The sequence below is a fragment of the Terrirhizobium terrae genome (assembly GCF_030323265.1).
Lineage (GTDB): Bacteria > Pseudomonadota > Alphaproteobacteria > Rhizobiales > Rhizobiaceae > Neorhizobium.
Map to the genome: position 1 here is coordinate 233967 of NZ_CP104991.1, position 15106 is coordinate 249072.

The window sequence follows — 15106 nt, forward strand, 5'->3', positions numbered from 1 at the left end:
GAAAGCACGATCCGGGGAAATAGAAGGAAACCACCCAGTTCGGCATGTCGACGATCTCGCTGATCCGCAGGTCCCCGCAGACCGAGCAGAGCATATAGGCGTCGACCGCACTATAACCGTGCTCGGCCGTCAAGAGATCGATCATCCGTATGACGGCGTCGCGTGCGCCGGTCATCAGGTCCGGGCCTACGCCGGTCGTCACCTCATAACCCATGCCGTCGAGATGGCGCGTGACCGGCTCGGTGATGGTGAAGCGCGGCGTCTTCAAATTGGCGCCTTTCACGAGATCGAGCGTCAGTTCGACATTCATCTGGCTTTCGATCGCCGTGCCGCAGACCTCGCCATCGCCCTGGGCTGCATGCGTATCGCCGACGGAAAACAGCGCGCCTTCCACCTCGATCGGCAGATAGAGCGTCACCCCGGTCGTAAGGTCGCGGATGTCCATATTGCCACCAACCTGGCGGGGCGGGACGACCGAGTGCAGGCCGGGTTCGGCCGGAGCAACGCCAATCGTGCCGGTGAACGGTTTCAGCGGCACCTTGCCGCCCGGCCCGAAGGCCGATGGCGCCATGGAGACGCTGTCATATGTCCAGACATGCAGGGCCGGATCCTTGAACTGATCGGCCAGCAGGCCGAAACCAGGAATATTCGCAGTCCAGCCGACGCCAGAAGGATGGAACTTGCGGATCGTCACCTTCAAGGCATCACCCGGCTTTGCGCCTTCGACATAAACAGGCCCGGAGACCGGGTTGATCTTGCCGAAATCGAGATTGGCAAGCGTCGCAAGCGTCGCGTCGGCCCCGATCTGGCCACCGGACGAGATCCATGCATTCGAAGAGAATGGTCTCGCCCGGCTTTGCCGTCAGCGCCGGGGAAAGTCGCGGTTCCAGCCGAAATTATGCTGGGCGCTGTGAATGGTGTGATTGCAGATGCTGCACATGGCATGTCTCCGGAAAGTTGCACCTTCCCGGCGGATTGCCGGGAAGGCGGGATCCCTCTTGGCGCTACTTCACGAAGATCGCGTCATAGTTGATGACGCGGGTCGGATCGATATAGACGTTGTCTTCACCGCCCATGCGCAGCGATTTGGCGACGACCCGGCGCTCGTTGGTGACGGGGATCCATGGCGCATCGTTCATAGCGTCGGTGAAGATCTTCTTCCACGCTTCCACACGCTCTGCCGACTTTGCCGGATCGGACATGGAATCGGCCGCCGTAGCGCGCTTGTCGAGTTCCTCGTTGCAGTACCACGACCAGTTCCAGCCGCCCTGCACGGCGCCGGCGCAGCCGAGGATTGGGCCGTAAAAATTGGAAGGATCCGGGAAATCGGCGATCCAGGCCATGCCGCCGGACCAGATCATCGGGGCTTCGCCCTCGGTGCCGCCGGCAGCGATCACGTTGCCCTGCGCCAGCGCGCAGATCTCGGCCTTGATGCCGATGGCCGCCAGATCCTGCTGGATCGCCTGCGCGATACGCGGCTGCGGGTCGGTGTTGGTGGCGTAGAGGACGGTCGCGAAGCCGTCCGCCAGTCCTGCCTCGGCAAGCAATGCCTTCGCCTTGTCGACATCATAGGCAAAGCCCGGATAGTCCTTGTCGTAACCCGGCATCAGCGGCGGCAGCACTTCCTTGGCGGGCGTGGCGCGGCCGTTGAGGATGCGGACGATACGCTCCTTGTTGATCGCATGGTTGACCGCTTGGCGCACCTTCAAGTCGTCAAAGGGCTTTACCTTGGTGTTCAGCGTCACGTAGCCGGTATGAAGCTGCTCGCCGTCGACGATCATCTGCGCGCCATCGGCCGAGTTCTTGATCTCCAGGAATTTTGCCGGCGGAATGCCGTCGCCGGCGATATCGACCTCGCCTTTCTGCAGGCGCAGCAGCGCGACGAGCGGCTCCTGGCCGACTTCGACGGTAACACTGTCGATCTTCGGCATGTCCTTGACATAGTAGCTCGGGTTCTTTTCGAAGACGAGCTTCTGGCCGATCACCCAGTCCTTGAGGGCGAAGGTGCCAGAGCCGACCGGGTGCTTGCCGAAGTCGCCGGCAGCTGCCTCGACGGCCTCCTTCGGCACGACGGAGGCAAAATTGATCGCCAGCACATGCAGGAAGGTCGCGTCCGGCCTCGAAAGCTTGAAGACGACGGTGCCGTCATCTGGCGTCTCGATGCCCGAAAGGCCGGTCGCCTTGCCGCCGGTCAGGTCCTCGAAACCGTTGATCGCGCCGAAGAAGCCGGCACCCGGCCCCTGCGTCTTCGGGTCGATCGCCCGCTCGATCGAATATTTGACGTCGGAAGCCACCACGTCGCGGCCGTTCGAGAATTTCACGCCCTTGCGCAGTTTGAAGGTGTAGCTGAGGCCGTCGGGTGCCACTTCGAAGCTTTCGGCAAGAGAGGGCACGAGGTTGGCCGTGCCCGGCTCGTAATCCATCAGGCGCGAATAGAGGCTCTTGATCATCGACCAGTTGACCCAGTCATAACCGATGGCCGGGTCGAGCGTGACGATGTCGTCCTTGTAGGTCACGACGATATCCTTGCCCTCGGCCATTGCGGCGAAAGGTGCAAGCATGATCGTCGCGGCAGTCGTCGTTCCAAGTAACCAGCTCTTGAGCATTATAAGTTCCCCTTTTGGCTTTGGTCAGGATGTTCGGATGCGCGGATCGATGAAGGGTGCGGTGACATCGGCAATGAGATTGCCGGTGACGATGGCGAGTGCGGATGTCAGCGTCACGCCCATGATGATCGGGATGTCGACCTGCTGGATGGCTTGCCAGGCAAGCTGTCCGATGCCCGGCCAGCCATAGACGGCCTCGACCACGACCACGCCACCCATGAACTGGCCGATATCGATGCCGATCATCGCGACGATTGGCAGGATGGCGTTGGGAAGCGCGTGGCGGAAGATGATCCGGCGCGACGAGAGCCCCTTGGCGCGGGCCGTGCGCACATAGTCCTGGTTCAGGACGTCGATCATCGCCGAACGGACCATGCGTGCATACCATCCGGCGCCCAGCACGCCGAGAGTCATGGCCGGCAGGACGACATGGGCAAAGCTTCCGTAGCCGCTCATCGGAAACCAGCCGAGCGTCACGGCAAAGACGTAGAGCAGCAGCAGCGCCACGACGAATTGCGGTGCCGAGACGCCGACGAAGGACGCCATCATCACCACGCGGTCGACGGTCCCGCCGCGCTTTATGGCGGCGATCGTGCCGAATGTGATGCCGAGCACGACCTCGACGGCGATCCCCGCCGCCATCAGCGTCAGCGTGGCCGGCAGGCGCGCGACGATCAGTGTCCAGACCTCCGTCTTCTGGGCGTAGGATCGCCCGAGATCGCCCTGCAGCAGTCCGGAAAGATAGGTCCAGAACTGGACGAGAAGCGGCTGGTCGAGCCCGAGCTCGTGGCGGATGGAGGCGACCGTCTGCGCGGTGGCGCTGCGGCCCGCGATCATCCGCGCAGGATCGGCCGGCAGCGCGTAGAGCAGGACGAAGGTGATGGCGGCGACACCGATGAGGATCAGGAACGCCTGTCCGAGCCGGCGAAGAAGCGTGAAGCCCATCAGCCCCTCCCCGCTGCGTCGGATCGAGGATGTCGCGCAGGGCATCACCGACGAGATTAAAGGCGAGTGCCGTGAGCAGGATGACCATGCCGGGGAAGAAGACAAGCCAGGGCGCCGCCTGAAAATAGCTCTGGCTTTCGAAGATGATGTTGCCCCAGGACGGCTCGGGCGGCTGCACGCCGATGCCGAGGAAGGACAAGGTCGCTTCGAGCAGAACGGTCGTCGCGATGCCAAGCGTTCCCCAGACGATCGCCGTCGGCACCAGATGCGGCAGGATATGCAGGAACAGGATGCGGCCGTGGCCGGCGCCGAGTGAACGTTCGGCCATGATGAAATCCCGTTCGACGAGGCCGCGCGTCTCGGTATAGACGATGCGCGCCACTTGCACCCAGTTGACCAGCGCGATCACCATCGCGACGATCCAGAGACTGGGCCTCAGCAGCGCTGCCAGCACGATGGCGAGCAGCAGAGCCGGGAATGCCATCATCAGGTCGGTGAAGCGCATCAGAATATTACCCGCCAGACCGCGCAGGTAGCCCGCGACGATGCCGATGAACAGGCCGATCGTCACTGCGATGCCGTTGGCGACGAGACCGATGATCAGAGACGTGCGCGCACCATAAAGCATGCGCGAAAGGAGGTCGCGGCCAAGCGTATCGGTGCCAAGCAGGAACTGCCCGCCGGGCGGCATCGGGGCGCCTTCCAGCGTCAGGCCGTCGAACATCTGCTCGTCGGGGCTGAAAGGCGCGATCAGCGGCGCGGCGAGCGCCAGCACGGCGACCGCGACGACGACGAGCAGCCCGAAGACCGCCGTCGGCTGGCGTAGAAGCGAACGGACGATGCCCATCAGCCGACCTCCGGCAGGGCTTCCGCCCCGCCGAGCAGCATTGCAGCAACCTGTTCCATCGTCAGCCGGCGCTGCATGGCGCAGCCGCGCAAGGCCGCATAAGCCTCATCCTCGGTGAGCCCTCGCGCGCCACGCAGCTTTTCGACCGCCGCATGAACGAGAGGCCGCATGCGGACACGCTCCTCGAGATGGCGCAGCTTGTCGCTCGCGGCGCGGCGTTCCTCGTGGATCGACACGGCCATGACGAGCGCAGGAAAGATGGCGGAGGAGGCGACCGGTTTCGGAATGATCGCGCCTGCGCCCTTGTCCATCGCCCAGGCGATGCGGCCGGGCGCTTCGGAACCGAGCAGGGCGACCAGCGGCTTGCCCGACATGCCGTCCGTCTGTGGCAGTAGATCGTCCCACCCCTGGTCCGCGTCGACCAGGACGAGATCGGCCTCGGCCCAGGTGGAAAGTGGCTCCCAGCGGCGCGTCGCCCGGATGCCGAGCAGGCCGAACTGGCGCTCCAGCCTTTCGATATTGCTGTCCTCGCGATGCAGGATCACGGCCTGCCAGCCGGTGAAATTCGGCGTCCGGCTCATGACACTATCCTCAGCTTGGCGGGCATGGAAGTGCCGCGCGTAGTGAGATAGGGGTCGGCGGCAAGCGCAGGACGGGAGGCGATAACATCGAAGCCGTTGTCGTCGTTGATGCGGCCGAGGTGAAACGGCAGGGCGGCGTGATTGGTGCGTCTGTCTATCTCAAGCGAGCCCAACAGCGAGGGCCACTTGCGGCCATGCACCTCGCGGCGGACCGCCCCGGGCTCGTCGCTGCCGGCCGCCAGGATCGCAGAAACGCAGAGATCGACGGCCACATAGGCGCTGGCAAAGACGCTGGAAATGCGCCGGTCATGGCCATAGCGCAAGGCGGCACGGGACTTGAAGTCGTGGTTCTCTGGCGTATCGAGCGTGCCGAAATACGAGGCCGCGCAGAGCTGGCCGGTCGCCGATCCCTTGGCGATCAGGTCGAGTTCGCATTCCATCAGGTCGCAGCTGACCACCGGGCAGTTTTCCGGGCGGAAGAACGGATCCGCCTCGCCGAGCGCCTTTATCGCCTCAAGGAAGGCGTAGCTGGAAGGGCCGATGAGATTGTTGAGGACGAAACTCGGGCGCCGCTCGGCGATCTCCGAAATGATCCGCTCCACCGCGGTCTCCTCCAGCGGCAGGTAGCGTTCGCCCAATATCTCGCCGCCGGCATTGGCGATCAGCTCGCGCGCAAGCCGGTTCATCTCCCAGCCCCAGACGTAATTGGCGCCGGTGAGATAGGGCCGCGCGCCAAAACGGGGGATGAGATACTCGAAGGCGGGAATCAGATGCTGGTTCGGGCAGCCGCCGATATAGATGACGCTTTCATTGGCCTCGAACCCCTCATATGGGCACATGTACCAGAGCAGGCCGTCATGCTTCTCGACCAGAGGAATGACCTCCTTGCGGGCCGCGGACGTGATCGTGCCGACGATATGGCGGCAGTCGGCGCGCAACATCTGCTGCGCCCCGTCCAGATAGCCCTGCAGGCTGGCATGCGGCTCGTAGAGGACCGGTTCGATGACGCGTCCCGTCCGCTTAGCATTGTCCTCGATGGCCAGCATCGCGCCATCGCGGGCGTCCACGCCCATCGCTCCATAAGGCCCGGTCGTGGAGTAGAGGACACCGATTTTCAGCGCGTCGTTCATGATAGCCCAAATGCAAAAGCCCCATGACGCAACTCCCGCCGATCAGCGGGGCGTCATGGGGCGAAACTGCCCAGCGACATCGAAGTCATGTGAAGCGCGGATCGAAACCTGCCTAATCCGCGGGCTTGATTAAAATACAGACAATAGCCGCAAGTCAAGGGGGAAGTGTCTCGTTCTCCAATGATGTTGACATCAATGCAACAGCGTGCCGATTGCGATCATGAACGGCTCATCGGCGTCCCACCGACATGAGCCTTAGCCCCGGACAATTCCACGCCTCGCTGGCGCAAAAATTGTGGAGCACATCATCGTTATGCTCTTGATGAGATCAGAACCGCTAACCTGGTAGATTTCTATTTAGCCCAGTCACATTGGACAATTAGTCGGGAACATCTCAGTGAGTTAGACCGTCCAGTCTTCGACGCGCAAGCCTGCCACGCGATCAAACTCGCGGCGGTTGTTCGTGACGACGATCAATCCGCGTGACCGAGCGTGTCCAGCTATAAGTTGATCAAATGGACCAATGGGCGTTCCGTTTCGTGCAAGTTCAGCACGCAGCTGGCCAGTATGGACCGCCGCTATCTCGTCATAAGATAGCGCTTCCAGGCGGGCGGCAGAATCCCTCAACGATGGCCAAGTTGCGTTCCGGGCTAGCCGACTTCTCTGCTCCATATATCAGTTCCATCAGGCTGACTGAACTAATACAAAGCTGACCGTGGTGGCGATTGAACGCATCTCGCAAGTGCTCTGGTTTGTTCTTGATGGTGAAGATGCAGATGTTGGTGTCCAACATGTATTTCAACATCAGAATGCCTCACGCTCTTGCAACGCAGGCTGATAACGTTCGCTCATGAAGTCGGACGTTGCAGCGGCGCCGTCAAACCAGCTATCCCAGACCTCGCCGGCAGGGGCTATAATTCGAGTACGCCCAACCGCGACGATATCGACACGCTTCACATCATCCGGAAGTGCGACTGCTTTAGGAAGCCGGATAGCCTGGCTACGATTACTCCGGAATACCGCACCCTGCTCCATGACATACTCCTCTGACATCTACAGATGGGATATGCCGGAAGCTAATGCGCGGCTAAGGATATGTCAATGGGATATACATCCACATTCGACAGGCCTCTGTTGAGCTCTTGATGAAGATCGAACCTTTGGCCCAGTTATTTGTCATGAACTGAGAGGCAGGGGATCGGTACCTTCGCTTAGAATTGCAAGGTATCGTCGATAGCTGAACACGCGGCCACGCTTGCGGCCGGTGACCTCATCAACAATGCCCAATCGCTCCAGATCGGCTAGTGCTGCGTTGACCGTAGGTGCGGACAGACCTGTTATCTGAACAATCTGGTTCGCCGTGTGAAACGGGTTTTGCTGAAAAAGCTCGTGAATGCGAAGGGCAGACCCTGCTCTATCGCTCTCCATCGTGATCCGCTCCCGATCTTCCTTGAAGAGATCGACGATCTGAGTGGCAGCCTCAAATGCCTGATTGGCAGTGTCGGCGACGCCGGCGAGGAAAAAGTCTAGCCAGGCTTCCCAGTTTCCATTCTCGCGGACCTCCTGTAGCAACCGATAATACTCTCTCCGATGAGACTTCAGATAGAGGCTGAGATAGAGCAGCGGCTTCCGCAGAACGCCGTTCATGCACAGATAAAGGGTTACAAGCAGGCGGCCGATACGACCATTACCATCGAGAAATGGATGGATCGTCTCGAACTGCACATGCAGCAGGCCAGCTTTGATGAGTGCCGGTAACCGAGATTGGTCTTCATGCATAAAGCGCTCGAACTCATCCAGGCAACCGGCCATTTCAGTGACGGGTGGCGGCACAAAGAGTGCGGTACCGGGGCGCGTGCCACCGATCCAATTTTGCGAGCGGCGGAACTCTCCTGGATCCTTTGTGCCTCCTCGCCCACTCTGCAGGAGCCGGGCATGCATCTCGCGGATCAGACGCAATGACATGGGCAGCGTTTCCAGCCGCTCCAAACCATACATCATGGCGTCTACATAGTTGGAAACTTCACGGATATCATCAACCGGCTGCCCCGCCTGGGCTTCAGTCTCAAACCGCAAGAGATCGGAAAGCGTCGACTGCGTGCCTTCAATCTGCGAGGAAAGAACAGCTTCCTTTCTAACATACATATAAAGAAACAGCTCCTGTCGCGGTAGCAGCATTGTGATACCATCCAGGCGTCCCAGCGCGCGTTCTGCCAGGCTGAGACGCTCGAGCAACGAGAGCACATCAATCGCGGGCTCGGGCGGCAATGGTGGGGGCACGAATGCCCCCACTGTTTCATTGGCAGCGATCGTCTCGACGAAACGACCCAGGCGATGTTTGGACTTGGAATCAGACATGACCGATTATCGGCCTCACCCATTATTTAAGCAAGACGCACTTCGTTTAAATAAGCGATAGACTTAAATAAGCACGCTTAATTAACGCGAGCACATCGAATTCCCGAGCACTGAGCCAGAGTGATTTGCGTAGGGGCATGAATGCAACAATTACGCAGCGTTTGAATTGCCATGCCCGATACATCCATTCTTAACGCTCGCCCCCTATTTCCGCTCGCCCTCGGCATTGTCGCCGAGAGAAACGGAATGATTATGACCAACGACATTTCATCACGCCATTTTCAGCGAAAAATATCCCAATTCTGCGAGGTAGGTATCGCGCCGATTGTATCCAGGCGGGTACTGGAGAACGTCCGGCCCTTCCTGGTCAGCTTGATTATCTACCGGAAATCGCCCCCGCTCCTGAATGGCCATATCGACTGGACGACGATCAGTCAGGCATGCGGGATTGAGCCGATTTGACGGCAGAACTGAAAAAGCAGCTGCAGCCGGGCTTGGATGCAATCATCCGGTGGCTCGGTGCAACACCAGCAATCGAAGAGAGACGGCCGCCAATGCCAATGGTTCGCCTGTACAAGATGGCGCCCGCCAAAAAAGCAGCCTCCGCAACCTCAGCCAGGAAGCCTCAACGTGCGACCGCGAATGGCAACTCTGCCCCGTCTGCATCTGCGCCACGTGGGCCCGCTCCAAAACAGATCAGCCCTTTCCCGGAACCACTATTCGACGCAACAGAAGATCCGGCGGACTTTCAGGATGCACTGGTCTATCATATGCGTCGGTTTGGCGACACCTATTGGCAGCTTTATCGCGCCGTTGTTCATCTGAACGAGACCTTCGACAATAAGACATTGCTATCCTGGATCCAGGGTGAGCGCGTGCCCCGATCTGTTGCCAGTTTCACTATCCTTCAGCGCATCGAGCGACGCTATCGACTTTCGGCGGGTTATTTCAAGGAGAAGCTGCCGCATTAGGCACGCTCGCTTTATGGTCACGATCTCGGTGACATCAGCCCGGCTGAGCGTCGAAGGATTTCATTGCATCTGCCCGAGGACTTCAACAGCCTGCCCTTTTCTAAGCGCGAGGAGATCCTCGCCGGGTGATCATTTCCGGCTCTACGGAATATCGCCGCTATCAGGCGGCAGCCAGCAAGCAGCGTTATGCCATACGTTTTCCCGGCGTCACTTATGGCGGCAGCTCTCTTTCCGCTCGATCGTTGGCCTCCGCGGCCGGTGTCAATCAGACCCTCGCGGCAGAACTTGATGATCCTGATCTGCTCTCCGGCATTGTCGACGCGCCGCCGAGGCTTGCAATGGAAATGGCTGATCTCATCCGCTTCAAGACTTCGACACTGACGGCTATTGGCTTTCAGCGGAATGGCGTCTGGGGTGAAGAAACGGCCTCACAGAAGATCAAGCACCTCGGTCTGATGTTTGGTGCGCTGGCTGCCTCGCCAAACGGTGCCGTGAAGGGTTTCGGCGTGCCAGTCAGCCAATTGAGCTTCGGCCTTCTCGTCTTCCCCGGTGTTTGGGATTGGTATCTACAGTGGCGGGAACAGCGGCGTGGTTTCTACACCAAATGGGAAGAGGACATGTTGATGGTCGCCCAAGCCCTATCTCGCGTGGACGTCGGCTGGATCCGGCAGCACCCGGAACTCCTTCGAAATGTCAGGCCCATCGCGGGTTTGATCGAGCAGGAAGAAATCGATTTCGCGGCTCGCGATTGGCATGGCGCTTGCGATGCGTTTCATCGGCATGCCGCTAACCGATTCAAGGAAATCCAACGCGTCATGCGTGTTCACCGCGACCCGTTTGAGCCGATCATGTGTGCCCTCGAGGCCGAGAGCCCCTTGGCGGAATATCGTAAGGTTACGGACGAGATCCTTGAGCGGATGCCTGATGAAAGCCGATACCCGCGGCCGGCGGCCGAATCCGTCAGGTCCTTCCTCCTCCTCCGGCTTGGCCTCCATCTCGGGCTAAGGCAAAAGAACCTTCGCCAACTCCGCGTCTGCCCGCGCGGACATTATCCGACATCAGAGCGCCGGCTTGAAGACATGAAATGCGGCGAGTTACGGTGGAGCGATCGCGACCATGGGTGGGAGATCCTTATCCCATCGGTCGCATTCAAAAACTCTGGCTCCTCCTTCTTCGGACAGAAGCCGTTCAGGCTGATCCTGCCCGACCTGCTCGATCTCTACAAATACCTCGACGCTTACATCGACCGTCATCGTGGTGTTCTGCTCGGCGGAGCCAAAGATCCCGGAACCCTGTTCGTAAAGACGGTCAAGACCACCAGCCTCGATGCGGCCTACAATTCGACGACGTTCTACGAGGCTTGGCGGACGGTCATCCAACGCTATGGCATCTATAATCCTTATACCGGACGGGGTGCGATCAAGGGCTTGCTGCCTCATGGTCCGCATAACCTGCGGGACATTCTCGCGACGCATATTCTGAAGCAGACAGGATCATACGAGCAGGCGAGTTACGCTATTCAGGACACGCCCGATGTTGTGCAACAGCACTACGGTCGCTTCCTGCCGCAAGATAAGGCCGCGCTGGCGGCCAAGATCCTCAATCAGGTTTGGGAAGCTGCATAAAATCGAATGATGCTCGCCTCGGATGTTGGCTCAGCTTACGTCCGAGCCGAGCTCGTCGTTTCGGTCTTGAAGGGACTCGAACCGCAGACCTCGTTGATGCAGCCTTCGCTCATCGAGAACGAGTGCTTTTGAAAACAGATACTTGCTAAAGATTATCGTGATTGCCAGCCGCCACCTCACGCAGCTTGGAATTGCTGATGATGATGGCCCCGGCCGCCCGAGGGCGTGCCAGACCTGAGGTTACACTCGATTTTGGTCGGATCGCCCCTTGCAAGAAATCTTGATTCAGCATCAATGGCTTGGCCTGCAACGCACGTAGGTGGGTACATTTTTTACCCTTCCATTGTTGCTTTCTTAACAGGATTGCTCCATATCGTTGCTTAACAACACCCGCCACGCCTCGGACGGAACCTCGGTTCCGAAACTGCGCACCCCGGCGGGTTTTTTGTTTTATAGCTATTCGAATCCGCCTATGAAATAGCATGAAGTTCGAAAAGCCCTCCGTCTCCATCCCCGACCAAATCGCCTTGCTGGAAGCAAGGGGAATGGCTGTGCCAGATTACGCTCAAGCTGCCCATTGCCTCCAGCATATAAGCTATTATCGGCTACGGGCCTACTGGTTGCCATTCGAGGACGCGCCACAGGCTGGTGGTGGGCATGGGTTTCAAGCTGGAACCTCCTTCGACCAAGTCTTGGAGCTCTACATTTTTGATAGGCGGCTGCGCCTCCTCGTGATGGATGCGATCGAAAGGATTGAAGTATCCTTGCGAGGCAGCTGGGCACATCACCTTGCCATGAAATACGGGCCCCACGGCTATCTCGATCCTGGTCTCTATCATCGGCCCGATCGATATGCCCAAGCCTTCGCCAAATTGATCGAGGATCTGGCAAGGTCGAAAGATACCTTCATACTTCACTACAGGAACAAATACGACGATCCAGAGCACCCACCGATCTGGATGACAGCTGAAGTGATATCGTTGGGGCAACTCTCGATGTGGTATAATAATCTCAAGAGCCGGCCGGATCGACAGGCGATCGCCAAGATTTACGGGTTGGATGAATCGGTTTTGGTATCGCTCGCCCATCACCTGACATACATCCGCAACATCTGTGCCCATCACGGCCGACTTTGGAACAAGCAGGTGACGGTCAAGATGATTGTGCCGACGTCTCCTGCAAGCTTAATGCTGGCTATGAATGGAAATGCGCAGGGGCGGGTCTACAATACCATTGCAGTTCTCGGCTATCTCATGGATATCGTTGCACCGAACAACCAATGGCGCGAACAGGTTGCAGGACTGATGGATTCATGTCCGCTGGCAGACCACGCTGCGATGGGCTTCCCGGCCAATTGGAAGAATCTCCCTGCTTGGAATTGACTAGCTAGGAGTGTCGGATAGCCATTCTAACAATGGCCCGGTCTTTGAGTGTGCTCTTGATGGGAATCCAACGTTCGACCTCGCGGAAAGACCAAGTTAGCTTTTCGAGCAAGGCTCTGGTCATTTCTTCGCGCCTTGAAGGGCGCGAAGAAGCCGAATCGTGGCGTCGGCAACGGCATCAGCCGCTCTGTAGGGCGTGCCGCCGATGACGTCGTAAGCCGCTCGCTCAAACAGCGAGAAATCCCCCATCCACACTCAGAACCGCACCATTGACCATGGCCGTGTCGGACGAGAGCAAGGTGGCGATGGTGCGAGCTACTTCGTCCACCTCGGCGAAACGGCCAACCGGATGACGCACCAACATCGGCTCGGATTTCGCCGGATCACTCCATGCGGCGAGCGCCAGTTCCGTCAGGGTAATCGTCGGCGCCACCGCGTTGACGCGGATGCCATGCGGTCCGAATTCCTTTGCAAGCACGCGGGTCGCACCTTCAAGCCCAGCCTTGGAGGCGGCATAGCACAGGTGTTCTGTGAAGCCGCGATGACCGGCGATCGAGGTGATGTTGACGATCGCGCCACTACCACCGGCCGCCACGCGCGCTCGACCGAATTCCTGGCAGGTGATGAGCGCTGCCCGCAGATTAATGCCCATCACGGTTTCGTACCCGGCCTCGGTCATGTCGAAGGTCGATTCCAGTACGTTGGTCCCGGCGCTGTTGATGAGGAAATCGGCTGTGCCTGCTTCCGCCATCGCCCGACGTGTCGCGGCGGGGTCGGACAGATCGACGGCGACCGAGCGACCGCGGATTTCCCCGCGCAGGCTGTCGAGATCCGCCACTGTCCGGCTGAGGGCGATGACCTCTGCCCCTCGTTCGGCCATGATCCTGGCACAGGCCCGGCCAATGCCCTTACCCGCGCCGGTGATGATGACGGATTTTCCCGAGAACTGCATGTATGTTTCCTCCTGTTATCTCTAGAGCGGCCCAGGTTCAGGCTGAACCTGCAGCGAGCAACGGCTCGAGGTCGCCGCGGATCTCTCTCGCGAGCTTCTGTGTGGCGAGGAACGCCTTGTAGCGGGCCTCGTGAAGCGCGTGGACGACTTCGCCAGCGGGCTCACTGCGCCCGGCAACCGAAGACATGGCCGGCATCGCGGTGCGCAGGTCCGGATAGATCCCCGCCGCGACAGCTGCCAACATCGCCGAGCCGAGAAGCACTGGTTCCGGGCAGGCTGTCACTTCGACCGGGATGCCGGTTGCATCCGCAAGGATCTGGCGCGTTAACGGATGCGTGCCGGCCCCTCCGGACACCGAAATGGACGAGATCGATACCCCGCTTGCCGCTTGGGTGTCGATGATCTGGCGCAGGCCGTAGCCGAGGCCGCAAAGCCCCGCGAGATAGAGCGCCACGAGACTGTCCATTCCGCTTTCCATGCCAAGGCCCATAATGACCGCCCGCGATGACGGATCGGCAAAGGGGGCACGATTGCCGAGGAATTCCGGTACGACCTGTATCTGCCCCGCCAGGTGTACGGCATCCGACGCATTGCCGGCCACGTCCAGCGCATGTCCGGCCAGCCATTGCGGCAGGCCCTTGCCCTGTGCCCTCGCCTCTTCGGCGGCCTTGGCAGCATGGGGATGCAGGCTCAGCAATTGATCGATCGCCGCCCCGGCTGCAGACTGCCCACCTTCGTTCAGCCACATGCCGGGTACCATTGCGGAATAGTACGGCCCCCAGACGCCGGGGACGAAGCTTGGTTCAGCCGTTGTCGTCATGGTGCAGGAGGACGTGCCGAAGACATATCCCAGGCAGGAGGACGCATCCTCCGACCCGCCGCGCGCGGCGACCGTGCCGATTCCGCCGGCATGGGCGTCTATCAGCCCGGCAGCAACCGCGATGCCGGGGCGCAGGCCCATCGCGTCTGCAGCCTCTTTGGCGAGGCCACTTCCGAGCGGCGTGCCGGGATGGACGATCCTCTGGCCGATGCGGCGAAAACCCTCGTCGGCGAGATCGCAAAGACCGATCGTGCGGAAATAGCTTTCGTCCCAGCGGTCTTCGTGCGCGAGATAGGTCCATTTGCAGGTGACGGTGCAGGATGATCGCTCAAGGGCGCCCGTCGACTTCCAGGTCAGGAAGTCCGTCAGGTCGAAGAAGTGCTGTGCACCTGCATAACCCTGTGGTCGGTTCTCCTTCAGCCACAGGAGTTTCGGTGTTTCCATTTCCGGCGAGATGATGCCGCCGACATAGGAGAGGACAGAGTGCCCAGTGGCGTTGATCCGCCGCGCCTGTTCAATCGCACGGTGGTCCATCCACACGATAATGTCGCGCTCGGGATGATCGGCATCACCGACACCGGCCGAGGCACCCTGGACAACCAGCGAGCAGGTGGCATCGAAGCCGAGGCCGGCGACGGATGCTGAGTCGATGGCGGCAACGGCTATGGCATCGCGAATAGAGGCGCATACCGCTTCCCATATCTGTGTGCTTGATTGCTCTACGTGGCCGTGGTCATCGCGAAAGATGGTGATGTCGTGCTTGGCCGAGGCAAGCATTGTGCCTTTTACATCGAACACACCGACCCGCGCCGAGCCCGTGCCCACATCGACGCCGATAAAATAGCTGTCCATACCATCCTCCACTCTACTGCGGTCGTCGCGCCATCCA

9 protein-coding genes and 4 pseudogenes are annotated in these 15106 nt (G+C 59.9%); 2 read left to right on the forward strand and 11 right to left on the reverse strand.

All coding sequences use genetic code 11. The features are described from left to right. Position 1 precedes the first annotated feature (1 nt). The 9 genes and pseudogenes from N7E02_RS04910 to N7E02_RS04950 all read right to left on the reverse strand — a co-directional run. A pseudogene (locus tag N7E02_RS04910) lies at positions 2-940 on the reverse strand (acetamidase/formamidase family protein); the annotation flags it as partial. A gap of 64 nt (positions 941-1004) precedes the next feature. After that, on the reverse strand, positions 1005-2606 hold the full coding sequence (locus N7E02_RS04915) for an ABC transporter substrate-binding protein (protein WP_286578937.1): 1602 nt from the start codon (positions 2604-2606) through the stop codon (positions 1005-1007). A 24-nt stretch (positions 2607-2630) separates the two neighbouring features. Continuing rightward, positions 2631-3551, reverse strand: a complete 921-nt coding sequence (locus N7E02_RS04920; RefSeq protein WP_286578938.1) for an ABC transporter permease — start codon at positions 3549-3551, stop codon at positions 2631-2633. A gap of 7 nt (positions 3552-3558) precedes the next feature. Next, positions 3559-4398: pseudogene (locus N7E02_RS04925) on the reverse strand (ABC transporter permease); the annotation flags it as partial. Beyond that, positions 4398-4979, reverse strand: coding sequence for an ANTAR domain-containing response regulator (locus tag N7E02_RS04930; RefSeq protein ID WP_286578939.1), 582 nt, complete (start codon positions 4977-4979; stop codon positions 4398-4400). The pseudogene N7E02_RS04925 and the gene N7E02_RS04930, both read right to left, overlap by 1 nt. Beyond that, a complete protein-coding gene (locus N7E02_RS04935; RefSeq protein ID WP_286578940.1) occupies positions 4976-6109 on the reverse strand; it encodes a transporter substrate-binding protein in 1134 nt (377 codons plus the stop codon). Before N7E02_RS04935 ends, N7E02_RS04930 begins: the two co-directional genes overlap by 4 nt. A 402-nt stretch (positions 6110-6511) precedes the next feature. Continuing rightward, a pseudogene (gene vapC, locus N7E02_RS04940) lies at positions 6512-6914 on the reverse strand (type II toxin-antitoxin system tRNA(fMet)-specific endonuclease VapC). Beyond that, a complete protein-coding gene (gene vapB / locus N7E02_RS04945) occupies positions 6914-7144 on the reverse strand; it encodes a type II toxin-antitoxin system VapB family antitoxin (protein ID WP_286578941.1) in 231 nt (76 codons plus the stop codon). The pseudogene vapC and the gene vapB overlap by 1 nt, the downstream one beginning before the upstream one ends. 141 nt (positions 7145-7285) lie before the next feature. After that, on the reverse strand, positions 7286-8467 hold the full coding sequence (locus N7E02_RS04950) for a Fic family protein (protein WP_286578942.1): 1182 nt from the start codon (positions 8465-8467) through the stop codon (positions 7286-7288). A gap of 246 nt (positions 8468-8713) precedes the next feature. On the opposite strand from N7E02_RS04950, the pseudogene N7E02_RS04955 reads away from it, so the two are divergent. Next, positions 8714-11063, forward strand: a pseudogene (locus N7E02_RS04955) (hypothetical protein). A gap of 482 nt (positions 11064-11545) precedes the next feature. Continuing rightward, complete coding sequence (locus tag N7E02_RS04960; protein WP_286578943.1) at positions 11546-12445, forward strand: Abi family protein; 900 nt, start codon at positions 11546-11548, stop codon at positions 12443-12445. Positions 12446-12671: 226 nt separating this feature from the next. Here N7E02_RS04960 and N7E02_RS04965 read toward each other — a convergent pair whose 3' ends face one another. Both N7E02_RS04965 and N7E02_RS04970 read right to left on the reverse strand, forming a co-directional pair. Then, positions 12672-13397: an SDR family oxidoreductase gene (locus N7E02_RS04965; RefSeq protein WP_286578944.1), complete on the reverse strand. Its 726-nt coding sequence runs from the start codon at positions 13395-13397 to the stop codon at positions 12672-12674. A gap of 37 nt (positions 13398-13434) precedes the next feature. Next, positions 13435-15069, reverse strand: coding sequence for an FGGY-family carbohydrate kinase (locus N7E02_RS04970; protein WP_286578945.1), 1635 nt, complete (start codon positions 15067-15069; stop codon positions 13435-13437). Positions 15070-15106 lie beyond the last annotated feature (37 nt).